A 15,328-nucleotide genomic window follows, 5' to 3' on the forward strand; every position below is an offset into this window, starting at 1 on the left:
AAGACGCATTCCAGGAGGCCACCCATGCCGCAGCTCGAAGTCGACGGCGCGACGCTGACGTACGACGACGAGGGCCCCCGCGACGGCGAGGGTGTGCCCCTGGTGTTCGTCCACGGCTGGACGGCCAACCGGCACCGCTGGGACCACCAGATGACCCACTTCGCCGAGAAGCGGCGGGTCGTCCGGCTCGACCTGCGCGGGCACGGCGAGAGCACCGGCGCCGGAGCGCGCCGGGTCGACGACCTGGCCCGGGACGTCCTCGCCCTCCTCGACCACCTGAAGATCGAGCGGTTCGCGATCGTCGGGCACTCGATGGGCGGCATGATCGCCCAGACCATCGCGCTCGCCCACCCCGATCGGGTCGAGCGCATGGTGCTGGTGAACTCCATAGGGAAGATGGCCTACAACCGCGGCCGCGCCCTGCTGATGGCCGCCTCGACGCTGGTCCCCTTCAAGCTGTTCGTCGCCACCAACATCCAGCGCGCCTTCGCCCCCGGCTATCCGCGCGAGGAGATCCGCGAGTACATCCGCGCCTCCGCCGACACGCCCCGCGAGGTCGTCATGACGCTCTACGGCGCCATGCGCGCCTTCGACGTCCTGGACAGGGTCGGCGAGATACAGGTGCCGACCCTCATGGTGCACGGCTACCACGACATCCAGCTGCCCCTCGCCCAGATGCTGCGCATGGCCAAGGCCTACCCGGACGCGGTGGTCCGTGTCCTGGACGCCGGTCACGAACTGCCCCTGGAGAAGCCCGCCGAACTGACGACGGCGCTCGACCGCTTCCTCATCGAGCACACGTAGGCAGCAGGCCGGGGCGATCGGGCCCCGGCCCGCTCATGCGCTTTATTTAAGTGTTGCCTTATATAAGTGGAGGCTGGCATAGTGAGGGCCGTGCACGCTTTCGATGTGCTGGGTGATCCGGTACGGCGCCGGATATTGGAGCTGCTCGCCTCGGGTGAGCAGGCATCGGGCGACATCGGTGCCGTGATCCAGGAGGAGTTCGGGATCTCGCAGCCCGCCGTGTCGCAACACCTGAAGGTGCTGCGCGAGAGCGGCTTCGCGTCCGTGCGGGCGGAGGGCACGCGACGGCTGTACGCCGTCGACGCCGGGCCGCTGCGGGAGGTGGACGCGTGGCTGGAGAGATTCCGCGGTTTCTGGGAGCAGCGGCTCGACGCCCTCGGAACGGAACTCGCGCGAGGCAAGCGCGAACGCAGACTGAGAAGGGAAGCGAACGAGGATGAGTGAGATCGTCGACGAGTTGAACCGCCTGCACCGGCAGGTCGGGGTACGGCAGGTCGACGCGGGCGAGGCCCGCACGGTGCTGCTGCGGCGCACCTACGACGCCGACGTCGCCGACGTGTGGGACGCGGTGACGTCCCCGGAGCGGATCAGCCGCTGGTTCCTGCCCGTCAGCGGGGAGTTCAAGGTCGGCGGACGCTACCAGCTGGAGGGCAACGCCGGTGGCGAGATCCTTGAGTGCCAGGAGCCGGACCGGCTGCGGGTGAGCTGGCTGTACGGGCCCGACCCCGGGTTCAGCGAGGTCGAGGTGCGCCTCACACCGGACGGCGACGAGCGGACCGTGCTGGAGCTGGAGCATGTGGCCGTGGTGCCGGAGGGTTTCTGGGGGCAGTTCGGCCCCGGCGCGGTCGGCGTCGGCTGGGACCTCGGTCTCCTGGGGCTCGCCATGCACCTCGCCGACGGCGGGATGACCAAGGAGGAGAGCGAGGCCTGGCAGATCTCGGACGAGGGGAAGGCGTACGCGACGCGCTCCGGCGAGCTGTGGGGCGAGGCCTACGCGGCCTCGGGCGAGGACGAGCGGACGGTGGCGTCGACCACTGCGGCGACGATCGCGTTCTACACGGGGGCGGCCACCGAGGGCGGCGGCGATCAGTCGTAGCAGTCGTCGAAACTTTCGAACCTTTCCCGGAGGTTACTGGACAGGCCTTCTTGAGCCAATCGTGCTTTGCGGATGTGGCGTCTGTTGACGATGGAGACTGGCGCTCTTAGGGTCTGCCGCGAAATTCGGAAATGACTCCGAAACTTTCGACCTCGAAGAAGGGGACGAGATGGTGACCCGCACATCCATCGATCCGCCTCCCGAGCGCCGGCCCCGGCGCTCGCGCGTCCGCACGGCACTGGCCCTCGGCCTGGCCGGCCTGCTCGGCGCGGCCGGCGTCGGTGCCCTCACCGGCACCGCGCAGGCCGCGAGCACCCTCGGCGCGGCGGCAGCCGAGAAGGGCCGTTACTTCGGCGCCGCCGTCGCCGCGAACCACCTGGGGGAGAGCGCGTACGTCTCGACGCTCAACGCCGAGTTCAACTCGGTGACCCCGGAGAACGAGATGAAGTGGGACGCCACCGAGCGCACCCGCGGCACCTTCACCTTCGGCTCCGCCGACCAGGTCGTGAACCACGCCCAGGGCCGAGGCATGAAGGTCCGCGGCCACACCCTGGTCTGGCACTCCCAGTTACCGAGCTGGGTCGCGGGACTCGGCACCGCCGACCTCAGATCGGCGATGAACAACCACATCACCCAGGTCATGCAGCACTACAAGGGCAAGATCCACTCCTGGGACGTCGTCAACGAGGCCTTCCAGGACGGCAGCAGCGGTGCGCGGCGCAGCTCGCCCTTCCAGGACAAGCTCGGCAACGGCTTCATCGAGGAGGCGTTCCGCACCGCCCGGGCCGCCGACCCGGCCGCCAAGCTCTGCTACAACGACTACAACACCGACGGCGTCAACGCGAAGAGCAATGCCGTCTACAACCTGGTCAGGGACTTCAAGTCCCGTGGCGTGCCGATCGACTGCGTGGGCTTCCAGTCCCACTTCAACAGCGCCTCGCCGGTCCCCTCCGACTACCAGGCAAACCTCCAGCGCTTCGCCGACCTCGGCGTGGACGTGCAGATCACCGAGCTCGACATCGAGGGCTCGGGCACCGCACAGGCGAACAGCTACACCAATGTGGTGCGCGCCTGCCTGGCCGTCTCGCGCTGCACCGGCATCACCGTCTGGGGCGTCACCGACAAGTACTCCTGGCGCGCGAGCGGAACGCCCCTGCTGTTCGACGGCAACTACGCCAAGAAGCCGGCGTACACGGCGACGCTGACCGCCCTCGGCGGCTCCTCCTCCGGTGGCGGCACACCCGGCGCCGCCTGCACGGCGACCTACAGCAAGGCCGAGGAGTGGAGTGACCGCTTCAACGGCAAGGTCACCATCACCGCCGGGAGTTCGGCGATCAGCGCCTGGAGCGTGAACGTCACGGTGACCTCCCCGCAGAAGGTCTCCACGACCTGGAACGGCACGCCGAGCTGGGACAGCAGCGGCAACATCATGACGATGAAACCGAACGGCAACGGCAGCCTGGCCGCCGGAGCCTCCACCAGCTTCGGCTTCACCGTCATGAAGAATGGCAGCAGCGCCGCCCCGGCGATCGGCTCCTGCACGGCGTCCTGACCGGCAGCGCGTGGTTCGGGTCCGGCGCGGGCGCCCGCGCCGGACCGCGGGGCCGCTCAGCCGGCGCGCAGGGTCCGCTTGGCGAGCTCGTACGCCGGCAGCATCGCCCGGTGCTCGTCGGTGTCCATCCCGCCGAGGTGGATGACGACGGGCCCCCGCTCGGTGGTGACGGCCACCGCGGACTCCTCCTTGGTCTCCTCCAGAAGCTCGCTCGTGACGAGGTACTTCACCTCCGCGCCGGACAGGCCGCCCCCCTCGAAGGCGCTGTACTTCGCCTTGCTCGCGCCGTTCTCCGCCGCCACGAACTCCTTCAGGACGGCGCGTGCGTCGTCGTCACCGGGCTTGCCGGTCCAGACGCGCAGGAAGCCGATGTTCCCCGCCGGCTTGGCGTCGACCTCGCAAGCGGCCGTGACCGGGCCCTGGTGCAGGAGCGCGTCGGCGAGCTCCTGGGCCAGCTCGCCGTCGGGCTCCGCCGAGGCGTCACCGCCGTCGGTCCCCGTGTCGATGGCCTCCGCCTCCCAGTCCTTCGCGATGTCGAAGGTGACGGGAAGCGGGCACGCCGACCCGGCCGCGCCGATCGTGCCCCCGCTCTTCACCGCCGTGTCGCTCGCGTCCGCCGTCGCGTCGGCCGATGCCGAAGCGCTCGCCGACGTCCGCGCGTCGTCCTCCGCCGCCCCCGAACAGCCCGTCAGTACTCCGGCCAGCAAAGCCACCTGGGCCAGCCGACGTCGTACGGATCCCGCCCCCACCAGCATTTTTGTCGCTCCCCTCCCGATCTTGCTCAGGCGGCACACAGTATCCGAGACCACCGACAGGGCCGGTCCTGACCCTGCGGCATCATGAGGTGATGACCTCGCTGAGCTTCGAGCGCCACTGCGACGAGATCGTCTCCCAGACCGAACGGCTCACGGCCCATGTGCGCGGCGCGGACCTGACCGCCCCGGTGGTCACCTGCCCGGCTGGAATCTGGGGCAGTTGCTGCGGCACGTGGGCGGCGACCACCGCTGGGCGGAGGAGATCGTGCGGACCCGGGCCACCGGTCCCGTCTCCGACGACTTGGTCAACGACCTCGGCGCGTACACCGACGAGGACGCCGCCGTCCTGGTCCCGTGGCTCGTAGAGGGCGCGGAGCAGCTCGGCGCCACCCTCCGCGCCGCCGGTCCCGACGCCCTGGCGTGGAACCCCTCGGCGGACCGGTCGGCGCCGGTGTCGTTCTGGGCGCGGCGCATGACGTACGAGACCGTCGTGCACAGGGCCGACGCGGCCCTTGCCGCGGGCGCCCGGTTCGACCTCGACGGCGATCTCGCCGTCGAGGCGGTGGAGGAATGGCTGGAGTACGCCACCTTCCCCGAGGCGTTCGAGCCCCGGCCGGACCTGCCCGACCTGCTGGGCCCCGGCCGTACGCTCCACTTCGACGCGACCGACGCCGGTGAATGGGTCGTCGACCTCACCGGCGAGCGGCCCGCCTGGCGCATCGGGGCCGGCGGGACGGCCGCGACCGCACGGGGCCCGGTGACCGACCTGCTGCTGTACTTCTACAAGCGGCCCGCGCCCGGAGTGGCGACGACGGGCGACACCGCGCTGCTCGACCTCTGGCGGGCTCGCGCGGGCTTCTGGCTGGAGGCGCCGGAGGCGTGAGCCGGCCGGTGGCCCGTCTGCCACCTCGACCGCCGGACGCCTGAGTCAGTCCGCGGTCCGGGTGACCACCTTGATGTTGAAGGCGTGGGCGCCCAGACCGTTCGCGATGCCCATGAAGAGCAGCGCGAAGTGCTCCTGCCCGCGTGCCGTGGTGATGCCTCCGATGTCCAGCTGGGACGACTCGGCCCAGCCGAGGTCGGTGAGCAGCCGGCCGGCGGTCCGTTTGGCCTCGGTGTCCTCGCCGGACAGGAAGACGGTGCTCGGGCCGTCCAGGCTGTCCGGGGCGATCATGACGGTGGAGTCCATCGTGCACAGAGTCTTGACGACGGGGGTCCGGGGGAACGCCTCCTGGATCAGTTCCGCGAGGCTGCTGTTGGGGTGCGAGAGTTCGGTGTAGTCGTCGGTGAGGCCGACCCCGATGTCGATCAGGGGCTTGCCGGCCAGCGCCGACGCGCCGATGGAGTGCAGAAGTTCCACGGAGACCGTCCCCGGGGTGGCGTTGACGAGTACGTCCGCGTGGGCGGCCGTCGCGCTCAAGTCGGCGACCGGCAGCCCGAGTTCGGTCCGTTCCTCCGGCTTGCGCGAGCCGAGCAGGACGTCGTGCCCCGCGGCCCGCCAGCCCTGGGCCAGTGCTCGTGCGACGTTGCCGGTGCCAAGGAGTCCAATACGCATGGCTCGACGCTAGGCGGGGGCGCGAGGCCCGCGAATCGGGCCGCGGGCCCAGGTGGCTCGGCACCAAGGTCGTAGTCCTGAGGTCCCGGTTCCCGGCGGTTTGCCGAACCGGCAAGGCCGTTTGTCGGTCTTCCGCGGCGTCCCGCAGGCTTCTTCGCAGTGGACCCGACGGACCCCGCGCCCGTGCGGTCCCGCCACGACACCTGCGCATCGGGAGGCGACATGACCGAGACCCACCCCTTGAAGGCCGCCGAGTTCTGGGAGGCCCGCTACCGCGACGGCGGCCGGCTGTGGAGCGGCCGGCCCAACAAGCTGCTCGTCCGCGAAGCCTCCGACCTCGCCCCGGGCAGCGCCCTCGACCTCGGCTGCGGCGAAGGGGCCGACGCGGTGTGGCTCGCCTCGCGCGGCTGGCGGGTCACCGGCGTCGACATCTCCCGCACGGCCCTGGAGCGGGCCGCCGGGCACGCCGTCGAGGCCGGGGTGGGCGAACTCGCCGCCTGGGAACGCCATGTACTGGGCGAGACGTTCCCCCAGGGGTCCTTCGACCTGGTGAACGCGCAGTTCCTCCAGTCGCCGGTCGAGTTCGACCAGCGGTCCGTCCTGCGGCAGGCGGCGCAGGCCGTCGCGCCCGGCGGCACCCTGCTGATCGTCATGCACGCCGGCTGGCCGTCCTGGCAGAGCGAACCGCCCTTCGAGGCGCGGTTCCCGACCCTGGACGGCGTCCTCGACGAACTCGCCCTGCCGGAGACCGACTGGACCGTGCAGACGGTCGAGACGGTGCGCAGCGTGAGCGTGTCGCCCGAGGGCGTGGAAGGCTTCCGGGACGACAACGTCTGGCGCGCGCGCCGGGCTCACACCCCTCGCACCTGACGGCCGGACCGTGACGCGGACGAGCGCCGCCGCGCGGACCGGGATCCGCGCGGCGGTGGTTCTCGTGGGGCCGGGTCAGGGACGGCTCGTCAGGTAGCCGCCCATGGTGGTGAAGTACTCGGTCGCACCCAACTCCCGCCCGTCCTCGGTGCGGACACGCGTGATCGCCAGACCATGGTTGCGGCCGGTACGGGCGTCGGCGCCGGCGACGATCACGACGCCGTCGCCCTCGCGGTAGAAGACCCGGCCGGGCGTGCCGCCGTAAAGGCCCTGGGAGACCTCGGCCGCCAGTACTTCGAGCCGCTTGCCCTTGTGGAAGGTGAACGCGCTCGGGTAGGGCTCGGACTGGGCGCGGATCAGGCGCTGGAGGTCCTCCGCCGGCCAGGTCCAGTCGATGCGGCTGTCCTCGATGGACCTCTTGTGGAAGAAGCTGGCCTTCGACCGGTCCTGCTTGGTGAACTCCGTCTGTCCCGCGGCGATGAGGCCGAGCGCGCCGATGGTGACCGGGGCGATGAGATCGACGGTCTTGTGGAACAGGTCGGTGGCCGTGTCCGTCGGGCCGACCGGCACCGCCTCCTGCCGGACGATGTCACCCGCGTCGAGCTCGTCGTTCATCATGTGCGCGGTGACGCCCACTTCGGGTTCGCCGTTGATCAGGGCCCAGATCAGGGGCGAGAAGCCGGCGTACTTCGGCAGCAGCGAGTCGTGCACGTTCAGCGTGCCGTGGCGCGGGAGGTCGAAGATGCGCGGCGGGATCCAGGTCCGCCAGTTGTTGGCCACGATGATGTCCGGATCGGCCTCCTTGAGGCGCTCGAACAGCGCGTCGTCAGGGCGGTTGCGGATCACCACCGGGACGCGGTGCTCCTCGGCGAGGTCGGCGACGGAGTCGCTCCAGATCTTCTCGTAGGCGTGCTCGCTCCTGGGATGTGTGACGACCAGGACCACGTCGTGTTCGGAGTCCAGGAGGGCTTGAAGGGTGCGATGCCCCCAGGTCTGGTAGCCGAACATGACGACCCGCATGGGCTTCCTCCTCAAAGCAGGGACTGACCGAGAGAAGTAAAGCAAGGCTTGCCTTAGTGCACAACGGGCCTATGTGTGCTCCCAGTTGAGGTGGGGGTCGTCAGGACTGGGCCTATCGACAGCTCCACAGGATTAGCTTAGGCTCACCTAAGTTCCCGGTTCGCCGTTCTGTCAGCGTGCCCGCTCCTCGTACTTTCCCGCGCCTGACAGGCGACTGCCCCGCACGATGGGAGAGACATGTCACGGGTTCTTCCTGGTGACGCAACATCGGTTCACGACCTCATTGGCATCGGTTTCGGACCGTCCAATGTCGCCATGGCGATCGCGCTCAGCGAGCACAACGCACAGGCCGCGCAGCACGAGGTGATCACGGCTCGGTTCTTCGAGCAGCAGCCCTCCTTCGGCTGGCATCGCGGCATGCTCATCGACGACGCGACCATGCAGGTGTCCTTCCTCAAGGACCTGGTGACGCTTCGGAACCCGGCCAGCGATTTCAGCTTCCTCTGCTACCTGAAGAGCAAGGGTCGGCTGATCGACTTCATCAACCACAAGAACCTGTTCCCGCTGCGGGTGGAGTTCCACGACTACTTCGAGTGGGCCGCGGCCAAGGTCGAGGACATGGTGTCCTACGGCCACGAGGTGGTCGGCGTGGCGCCCGTCGTCCGTGACGGGACCGTGGAGTACCTGGAGGTGACGGTCCGTTCGGGCGAGGGTCTGGTCGTCCACCGGGCCCGCAACCTCGTCATCGGAACCGGGCTGCGTCCGCTCATGCCGGAAGGGGTGGAGCGGGGCGAGCGCGTCTGGCACAACTCCGAATTACTCGCGAAGGTCGACGAGTTGGAGGGCGTGTCACCCTCCCGCTTCATCGTCGTGGGCGCCGGGCAGAGCGCCGCGGAGAACGTGGCCTACCTGCACCGCCGCTTCCCCGAGGCCGAGATCTGCGCGGTCTTCTCCCGCTACGGGTACAGCCCCGCCGATGACAGCAGCTTCGCCAACCGGATCTTCGACCCCGGGGCGGTCGACGAGTACTTCGCGGCGCCCGAGAGCGTCAAGCGCCGGCTGATGGACTACCACGGCAACACGAACTACTCCGTGGTGGACATCGATCTCATCGACGACCTGTACCGGCAGATGTACCAGGAGAAGGTCCTCGGCAACGAGCGGCTCCGCTTCCTGAACGTGTCCCGCCTCACCGACGTCAAGGAGACGCCGGACAAGGTCCGCGCCACCGTGACCTCGCTCGTCACCGGCGACGAGACACCCCTCGACGCGGACGTGGTCGTCCTCGCGACCGGCTACAGCCCCGCCGACCCCCTCGGCCTCCTCGGTGAGGTCGCCGACCACTGCCTGCGCGACGACGAGGGCCGCGTCCGCGTCGAGCGCGACTACCGCATCGCGACCGACCTCGACCTGCGCTGCGGCATCTACCTCCAGGGCGGTACGGAGCACACCCACGGCATCACGTCGTCCCTGCTCTCCAACACCTCCATCAGGGTCGGCGAGATCCTGGACTCGCTCCTGGACCGGGGCCGCAAGTCCGCCTCCGACGAGGCCCGGACGGTCGTGGACGGAACCGGCAGCACCGCCCGCTAGTCCGCGATCAAAGGGATAACGTACGTCCACATGGGCACGACTGCACTGGAACGCCCCACGTCCAGGGGCACAACACAGGCCCGCCGGCGGCGGGTTGTGGGTTTGAGCACGCTGGTGGTGCTCCTCGTGATCGCGGGGGCGGTGTCGTTGGCTGTCGGTGCGCGCGCGTTGAGCCCTGCGGACGTGTGGCACGGGCTGTTCGCGGCGCCGGACTCCGACCAACGGCTCACCGAGATCAGGCTCATCGTGCAGACCGTGCGCGTTCCCCGGACGGTGCTCGCGATCGTCGCGGGCATCGCCCTGGGCGTCGGCGGGGCACTGATCCAGGGGTACACACGCAACCCGATCGCCGACACGGGCCTGCTGGGGGTGAACACCGGTGCCTCGTTCGCGGTGGTGGCGGCGATCGCCCTGTTCGGGTTCGACGACCCGTTCCAGTACGTCTGGTTCGCCTTCCTCGGGGCCGCGGCCGCGGGTGTCGTCGTGTTCGGGCTGGCGAGCATCGGCAGGGGCGCCGGCAATCCGTTGACGCTCGCGCTGGCCGGGCAGGGGGTCGCGGTGTTCCTCGCGGCGATGACGACCGCGGTCGCGCTGGGGGACAAGGAGTCGCTGAACGCGCTGCGGTTCTGGAACGCGGGATCCGTCGCCGGTGTCGGCTTCGACGTCATCTGGCCGGTGACCGGATTCATCGTCGTCGGGCTGGTCCTGGCGGTGACCACGCTGCCCGCCATCAACCTCCTCAACCTGGGCGACGACGTGGCACGGGGGCTGGGCGTGAACATCGCGCTGAGCCGGACCGTGGGCATCGCCGCCATCACCCTGCTGGCGGGCGCGGCGACGGCGGCGTGCGGCCCCATCGCGTTCCTCGGACTCATGGTCGCCCATGTGGCCCGCTATCTGACCGGACCGGACTATCGCTGGCTGGTGCCGTACGCCGGTCTGCTCGGAGCCGTCATCCTGCTGGCCTGTGACATCGTGGGCCGACTGGTGGTGCGACCGAGCGAGTTGGACGCGGGAGTCCTCGTGGCTCTCCTGGGCGCCCCCTTCTTCGCGGTCCTGGTGTGGCGCGGAAAGTTCAAGAGCGCATGAGCGGCAAGGACTTGAGGCCGAGCGGGCCCGGCATGCGGCCGGACGGGGCAGAGGTGCGGCCGAACCTGCGGGACACGAGGCCGGCGATGACGCCCGGCGTACGTCTTGGGACCGTGTCGTTCGTCTGGCGCCCCTGGAACGTGCTCGTCACCGTGCTGCTGGCCGCCGCGGCCTTCCTGGTGTTCTGCCTGTCCATCGGCATCGGGGACTTCCCCATCGGCCTGGACCAGGTGATCGCCACGCTTCTCGGCAGGGGCGAGCAGGTCGACGAGTTCGTCATCATGGACCTGCGGATGCCGCGGGCGCTGGCCGGACTCGTCGTCGGGGTCGCGCTGGGAGTGTCCGGGGCGATCACACAGTCCGTCGCCCGCAATCCGCTGGCCAGTCCCGACATCCTCGGGATCACCGGGGGCGCCAGCGCGGTCGCGGTGTTCCTGGTGACCGTGTCCGGTGGGACCGCCGCGGCGGTCGTCAACGCCGTGGGCCTCTCCGCGGCCGCGCTCGCCGGCGGGCTCGGCACCGGACTCCTGGTGTACTTCCTGGCCTGGCGGCGCGGGATCGACGGGTTCCGGCTCATCCTCATCGGCATCTCGGTGAGCGCCGTGATGGAGGCGATCACCACCTGGCTGCTGGCGACGGCCGACATCAGGGACGTGGCCAGGGCCCAGGCCTGGCTGGTCGGTTCGCTGGACGGCCGGTCGTGGGACGAGGTCCGGGTGGCGATCTGGGGAACGCTCGTCCTCCTGGTCGTGGTCGGTGGGGTCTCCTTCCAGTTCAAACCGCTGCACCTCGGCGACGACGTCGCCGCGGGCCTGGGCGTGCGGTACACGAGGGTGCGTGCGGTGCTGTTGCTGTGCGCGGTCCTGCTGGCCGGCGTGGCGGTGAGCGCCGCGGGTCCGGTCCCGTTCGTCGCGCTGGTGGCGCCGCAGGTCGCCATGCGACTGGTGAGATGCCCGACGCCGCCGATCGTGGCGTCCGGCGTGGTGGGCGCCCTGCTGCTGATCGGTGCGGACCTGGTCGCGCGCACGGCACTGCCGATCGGCCTCCCGGTCGGCGTGGTCACCGCCGCGATCGGCGGTCCCTTCCTCGTCTATCTGCTGGTCCGTGCCAACCTCAGACTGCCGGGGCAAGGGTGAACAAGCCTGAACGGAGGGGGGACCCTGTGGGGGCTCAGCACACTGTGACCGAGGTCGCCGCGGCAGTCGACGCCACACGGCTGGCGGCCGACGGCGTCAGCGTCGGGTACGGCGCCCGGACGGTCATCGAGGATCTGGACGTGGCGATCCCGTCCGGGGTCGTCACCACGATCATCGGGCCCAACGGCTGCGGGAAGTCGACCCTGTTGCGGACGCTGTCGCGGCTGCTCAAGCCGACCAGGGGGACGGTCGTCCTGGACGGCGACGACATCGGCAGGCTCCGGACGAGGGACGTCGCGAAGAAGCTGGGCCTGCTGCCGCAGGCACCGGTCGCGCCGGAGGGGCTGACGGTGGCCGACCTGGTCGCCAGGGGACGCCATCCGCACCAGAGCTGGCTGCGGCAGTGGTCGTCGGACGACGCCGCCGTCGTGGAGCGCGCGCTGGCCATGACCGGGGTCTCGGACCTGGGCGACCGCCCGGTCGACTCGTTGTCCGGCGGACAGCGTCAACGCGTCTGGATCTCCATGACGTTGGCCCAGGGCACCGATCTGCTGCTGCTGGACGAACCGACCACCTATCTCGACCTCGCGCACGCGATCGACGTACTCGACCTGGTGGACGACCTGCACGAGTCGGGGTGCACGGTGGTCATGGTCCTGCACGACCTCAACCTGGCCACGCGCTACAGCGACAACCTCGTGGTGATGAAGGAGGGTTCGATCCTGGCGCAGGGTCACCCACGTGACGTGATCACCGCCGAACTGCTGCACGAGGCGTTCGGACTGCGCGCCATGGTGATCGACGATCCGGTGGGGGACCGGCCCCTGATCGTGCCGATCGGTCGTGCACACGTTCAACTCCCCTAGATCGTATTGAAGTTGGAGAGGTTAGGCTAGGCTTACCTCATCCGCCCACGCTAAGGTTTGCCTGCCCTTAGACGGGGGTGCAGTGGAAAGCACGAAAGCAAGGGGAATGCGGATGCTCCTCACCAGCACGACGCCTATGAAGCCCTGGCGGCGGCTTGCGGCCGTCCTGTCCGCCGCAACCGTCGGCGTCGCCCTCCTCGCGGGATGCGGTTCCGACTCGTCCGACTCCTCGGACGACGCGGGCAATAACGACTCGACCGCCGCCGCCGGCGTATTCCCGGTCACGGTGGAGCACGCATTCGGATCCACGAAGATCACCAAGACCCCCGAACGGGTCGTCACCGTCGGCTACACCGACGATCAGACCGTCCTCGCGTTCGGCATCAAGCCCGTCGGCATGACCGACCAGTACCCGAACCCCGCGGGCAAGAGCCCCGACATCAACACCCAGTGGCCCTGGACGAAGGACAAGTGGGGCGACACCAAGCCCGAGGTCATCATGAAGAACGGTGACTCCGGCCCCAACTACGAGAAGATCGCCGCCCTGCGCCCCGACCTGATCATCGCCGTCTACTCCGAGGTCGACCAGGCCGCCTACGACAAGCTCTCCAAGATCGCTCCGACGGTGGGCCGTACCAAGACGGAGAAGGAGCCGTTCAGCGCGCCCTGGCAGGACAACGCGCTCCAGATCTCCAAGGCCCTCGGCAAGGCGGACGAGGGCGAGAAGATGATCGCGGACGTGCAGGACCAGCTCGACGCGGCCAAGAAGGCACACCCCGAGTTCGGCAAGGAGACCGCGGTCGCACTGTCCTGGTACGAGAACTCGGTGGCGCCGTTCACCTCCACCGACGTGCGCGGACGGCTGGTGTCGGGCATCGGCTTCAAGTACCGGACCGAGATCGACAAGGCCGCCGACGGCAGCTTCTACACCAAGCTGTCGCCCGAGCGCATCGACCTGGTCGACGTCGACCGCATCTTCGTCATCAACGACAAGGCGGACACGGAGGCGCTGAAGAAGTTCAAGCTGTTCACCAACCTGGACGCGGTGAAGAACGGCAAGGTGTCGTACCTGCTGGACAGTGAGGGCCCGGCGGTCGGCGCGGCCATCTCGCAGGGCACCCTGCTCTCCATGCCGTACGCGATCGACGAGCTCGTCAAGTCGGTCGGTTAGGTGTGACCAGCACCGACACGCGCGTCGCCCCGGCGACCCTGCGCACGGCGACCGGACGCGAGGCCACCCGATGGGTCGTGGCGCACTGCCGCGAAGTGCCCTGGCTGACGGTCGCCACCGTGCTCACCACGGTGGCGGGGGCGGCGCTCCAGGTCCTCCCCCTGCTCCTGCTCGGTCGTGTCGTCGACGGTGTGGTCGAGGGCGAGGCACGCTCCATCCTGGTCACGATCGGGGCGTTGATGGTGGCCGCCGCACTGCTCGGCGCGGCGGCCACCGCCGTGTCTACGTACCTGATCGGCCGTCTGGGCGCGGACCTGCTCGCGCGGCTGCGCGAGGGCGCCGTCCGCGCGGTGCTCGGGATGCCGAGCGCACGGATCGAGCAGGTCGGCCGGGGAGACGTGCTCTCCCGGGTCGGCGACGACGTGGCCGTCATCTCCAAGGGCATCCGTACGGCCATCCCCACGGTGTTCTCGGCCGGCGTCCTCGTCGTCATCGCCACGATCGGCATGTTCGGCCTGGACTGGCGACTCGGACTGGCCGGAGCGGGCGCACTGCCCGCCTACGCGCTGGCCCTGCGCTGGTACCTGCCCCGGTCCGCCCCGCTCTACCAGAGGCAGCGGGTCGCTCAGGCCGACCGTGCGCAAGCGCTCATCAGCGGTCTGAACGGCATCGACACGGTCCGGGCGTACCGTCTGGAGGGCGCCTTCCGCGAGAAGGTGACCGAGGAGTCGTGGCGGGTGCGCGACCTCGGAATCGAGGTGTTCCGGTTCTTCGGCCGCTTCGTCGGCCGGGAGAACCGCGCCGAGTTCATCGGACTGACCCTGATCCTCCTGGTCGGATACGCCCTGTTGGAGACCGACGCCGCCACCCTGGGCGAGGTCTCGGCCGCCCCGCTGCTGTTCCACCGGCTGTTCGTCCCGCTCGGCGCCATCATGTTCACCTTCGACGAGGCGCAGAAGTCGGGTGCGAGCCTGACCCGCCTGGTCGGCGTGCTGGAGGAGCCCACGGAGGACCGGCTGGTGGGCGACACGGCCGTCGAGGCGGCCGCCGCCGGAGCGTACCCGGTGACGGTGGAGGGGCTGACGTTCCGCTATCCCGGCGGCGAGGAGCCGGTCCTTCGGGACGTGAGCCTGACCATCCCGGCCAGCGGCTCGCTCGCACTGGTGGGAGCGACAGGTGCTGGGAAGACGACCCTGGCCGCCCTGATCGCGGGCATAGGGACTCCGCAGGCCGGGTCGGTGCGGATCGGCGCGACCGACCTCGCCGGACTGGACGAGGCCGGGGCACGGGCCCTGGTGAGCATCCTGACGCAGGAGACACACGTGTTCTCCGGGCCGCTCGCCGACGACCTGCGCCTGGCCGCGCCGGCCGCGACCGACGCCGAGCTGATGAACGCGCTGCGCACGGTCGGCGCCGAAGGATGGGTCGAGGCGCTGCCCGACGGAGTACGGACGCCGGTCGGCGAGGGCGGTGAGCGCCTCGACGTCACCAAGGTCGCGCAGATCGCCCTGGCCCGGCTGGTGCTCGCCGGGTCGCCGGTCGTGGTGCTCGACGAGTCGACGGCGGAGGCGGGCAGCGAAGGCGCCGCCGAACTGGAGCGGGCCGTGCTGGCCGCATGCTCGGGCCGCACCACGCTGTTCGTGGCGCACCGGCTGACCCAGGCGATGGCGGCCGACCGGATCGCCGTGCTGGACGCCGGACGCGTCGTGGAACAGGGCACGCACGAGGAACTGGTGGCTCTGGGCGGCCGGTACGCACGACTGTGGCGTGCCTGGCGAGAGGGCAGTTGAGCAACCCCTGATCCGAGTTGGGCCGACTTTC

At 69.9% G+C, this 15,328-nt stretch carries 15 protein-coding genes; 12 read left to right on the forward strand and 3 right to left on the reverse strand.

Going from position 1 to position 15,328, the window contains the following annotated elements:
• Nucleotides 1-24: 24 nt before the first annotated feature.
• The 4 genes from CP983_RS41500 to CP983_RS41515 all read left to right on the forward strand — a co-directional run bounded on the left by CP983_RS41500 (nucleotide 25) and on the right by CP983_RS41515 (nucleotide 3,452).
• Nucleotides 25-804 (forward strand): alpha/beta fold hydrolase, encoded by a 780-nt coding sequence (locus CP983_RS41500; protein ID WP_150505606.1) that lies wholly within the window; start codon nucleotides 25-27, stop codon nucleotides 802-804.
• An 81-nt stretch (nucleotides 805-885) separates the two neighbouring features.
• Nucleotides 886-1,248 carry an ArsR/SmtB family transcription factor gene (locus tag CP983_RS41505; protein ID WP_150505608.1) on the forward strand — a complete coding sequence of 121 codons (363 nt, stop codon included), beginning with the start codon at nucleotides 886-888 and terminating at the stop codon, nucleotides 1,246-1,248.
• Nucleotides 1,241-1,900, forward strand: coding sequence for an SRPBCC family protein (locus CP983_RS41510; protein ID WP_150505610.1), 660 nt, complete (start codon nucleotides 1,241-1,243; stop codon nucleotides 1,898-1,900). Before CP983_RS41505 ends, CP983_RS41510 begins: the two co-directional genes overlap by 8 nt.
• Before the next feature lie 169 nt (nucleotides 1,901-2,069).
• Entirely contained in the window at nucleotides 2,070-3,452 is a 1,383-nt protein-coding gene (locus CP983_RS41515) for a glycoside hydrolase family 10 protein (RefSeq protein ID WP_150505612.1), read from the forward strand.
• A gap of 56 nt (nucleotides 3,453-3,508) precedes the next feature.
• On the opposite strand, the gene CP983_RS41520 is transcribed toward CP983_RS41515, so the two are convergent.
• Nucleotides 3,509-4,207, reverse strand: coding sequence for a lipoprotein (locus CP983_RS41520; protein ID WP_150505614.1), 699 nt, complete (start codon nucleotides 4,205-4,207; stop codon nucleotides 3,509-3,511).
• Between the two features lie 220 nt (nucleotides 4,208-4,427).
• Between CP983_RS41520 and CP983_RS41525 the strand changes: the two genes are divergently transcribed.
• Nucleotides 4,428-5,090 (forward strand): maleylpyruvate isomerase family mycothiol-dependent enzyme, encoded by a 663-nt coding sequence (locus CP983_RS41525; RefSeq protein WP_308436550.1) that lies wholly within the window; start codon nucleotides 4,428-4,430, stop codon nucleotides 5,088-5,090.
• Nucleotides 5,091-5,135: 45 nt separating this feature from the next.
• Here the strand turns inward: CP983_RS41525 and CP983_RS41530 are convergent, their stop codons facing one another.
• Nucleotides 5,136-5,762, reverse strand: coding sequence for an NADPH-dependent F420 reductase (locus CP983_RS41530; RefSeq protein WP_150505616.1), 627 nt, complete (start codon nucleotides 5,760-5,762; stop codon nucleotides 5,136-5,138).
• A gap of 222 nt (nucleotides 5,763-5,984) precedes the next feature.
• Between CP983_RS41530 and CP983_RS41535 the strand changes: the two genes are divergently transcribed.
• On the forward strand, nucleotides 5,985-6,632 hold the full coding sequence (locus CP983_RS41535) for a class I SAM-dependent methyltransferase (RefSeq protein WP_150505618.1): 648 nt from the start codon (nucleotides 5,985-5,987) through the stop codon (nucleotides 6,630-6,632).
• 75 nt (nucleotides 6,633-6,707) lie between these two features.
• Here the strand turns inward: CP983_RS41535 and CP983_RS41540 are convergent, their stop codons facing one another.
• Complete coding sequence (locus CP983_RS41540; protein ID WP_150505620.1) at nucleotides 6,708-7,652, reverse strand: methionyl-tRNA formyltransferase; 945 nt, start codon at nucleotides 7,650-7,652, stop codon at nucleotides 6,708-6,710.
• Nucleotides 7,653-7,889: 237 nt separating this feature from the next.
• Here CP983_RS41540 and CP983_RS41545 point away from each other — a divergent pair, with 237 nt between their 5' ends.
• The 6 genes from CP983_RS41545 to CP983_RS41570 all read left to right on the forward strand — a co-directional run bounded on the left by CP983_RS41545 (nucleotide 7,890) and on the right by CP983_RS41570 (nucleotide 15,297).
• Complete coding sequence (locus tag CP983_RS41545) at nucleotides 7,890-9,245, forward strand: lysine N(6)-hydroxylase/L-ornithine N(5)-oxygenase family protein (protein ID WP_150505622.1); 1,356 nt, start codon at nucleotides 7,890-7,892, stop codon at nucleotides 9,243-9,245.
• Nucleotides 9,246-9,275: 30 nt separating this feature from the next.
• A complete protein-coding gene (locus CP983_RS41550; protein ID WP_150505624.1) occupies nucleotides 9,276-10,334 on the forward strand; it encodes a FecCD family ABC transporter permease in 1,059 nt (352 codons plus the stop codon).
• 32 nt (nucleotides 10,335-10,366) lie between these two features.
• Complete coding sequence (locus CP983_RS41555) at nucleotides 10,367-11,470, forward strand: FecCD family ABC transporter permease (RefSeq protein WP_189748938.1); 1,104 nt, start codon at nucleotides 10,367-10,369, stop codon at nucleotides 11,468-11,470.
• 26 nt (nucleotides 11,471-11,496) lie between these two features.
• On the forward strand, nucleotides 11,497-12,336 hold the full coding sequence (locus CP983_RS41560) for an ABC transporter ATP-binding protein (RefSeq protein ID WP_107909655.1): 840 nt from the start codon (nucleotides 11,497-11,499) through the stop codon (nucleotides 12,334-12,336).
• A gap of 112 nt (nucleotides 12,337-12,448) precedes the next feature.
• Nucleotides 12,449-13,507 (forward strand): iron-siderophore ABC transporter substrate-binding protein, encoded by a 1,059-nt coding sequence (locus CP983_RS41565; protein ID WP_150505625.1) that lies wholly within the window; start codon nucleotides 12,449-12,451, stop codon nucleotides 13,505-13,507.
• Between the two features lie 2 nt (nucleotides 13,508-13,509).
• The gene (locus CP983_RS41570; protein WP_150505627.1) at nucleotides 13,510-15,297 is read left to right on the forward strand and encodes an ABC transporter ATP-binding protein; all 1,788 of its coding nucleotides are present in this window, start codon (nucleotides 13,510-13,512) and stop codon (nucleotides 15,295-15,297) included.
• The last annotated feature ends 31 nt before the right edge of the window (nucleotides 15,298-15,328 follow it).

Origin of the sequence: Streptomyces chartreusis (genome assembly GCF_008704715.1) — a bacterium.
Lineage (GTDB): Bacteria > Actinomycetota > Actinomycetes > Streptomycetales > Streptomycetaceae > Streptomyces > Streptomyces chartreusis.

Coding starts and splice junctions, on each gene's coding strand:
- CP983_RS41550 (WP_150505624.1), top strand. CDS start 9,276: ATGGGCACGACTGCACTGGAACGCCCCACGTCCAGGGGCACAACACAG.
- CP983_RS41500 (WP_150505606.1), top strand. CDS start 25: ATGCCGCAGCTCGAAGTCGACGGCGCGACGCTGACGTACGACGACGAG.
- CP983_RS41540 (WP_150505620.1), bottom strand. CDS start 7,652: ATGCGGGTCGTCATGTTCGGCTACCAGACCTGGGGGCATCGCACCCTT.
- CP983_RS41515 (WP_150505612.1), top strand. CDS start 2,070: ATGGTGACCCGCACATCCATCGATCCGCCTCCCGAGCGCCGGCCCCGG.
- CP983_RS41535 (WP_150505618.1), top strand. CDS start 5,985: ATGACCGAGACCCACCCCTTGAAGGCCGCCGAGTTCTGGGAGGCCCGC.
- CP983_RS41530 (WP_150505616.1), bottom strand. CDS start 5,762: ATGCGTATTGGACTCCTTGGCACCGGCAACGTCGCACGAGCACTGGCC.
- CP983_RS41545 (WP_150505622.1), top strand. CDS start 7,890: ATGTCACGGGTTCTTCCTGGTGACGCAACATCGGTTCACGACCTCATT.
- CP983_RS41565 (WP_150505625.1), top strand. CDS start 12,449: ATGCTCCTCACCAGCACGACGCCTATGAAGCCCTGGCGGCGGCTTGCG.
- CP983_RS41520 (WP_150505614.1), bottom strand. CDS start 4,207: ATGCTGGTGGGGGCGGGATCCGTACGACGTCGGCTGGCCCAGGTGGCT.
- CP983_RS41555 (WP_189748938.1), top strand. CDS start 10,367: ATGCGGCCGGACGGGGCAGAGGTGCGGCCGAACCTGCGGGACACGAGG.
- CP983_RS41510 (WP_150505610.1), top strand. CDS start 1,241: ATGAGTGAGATCGTCGACGAGTTGAACCGCCTGCACCGGCAGGTCGGG.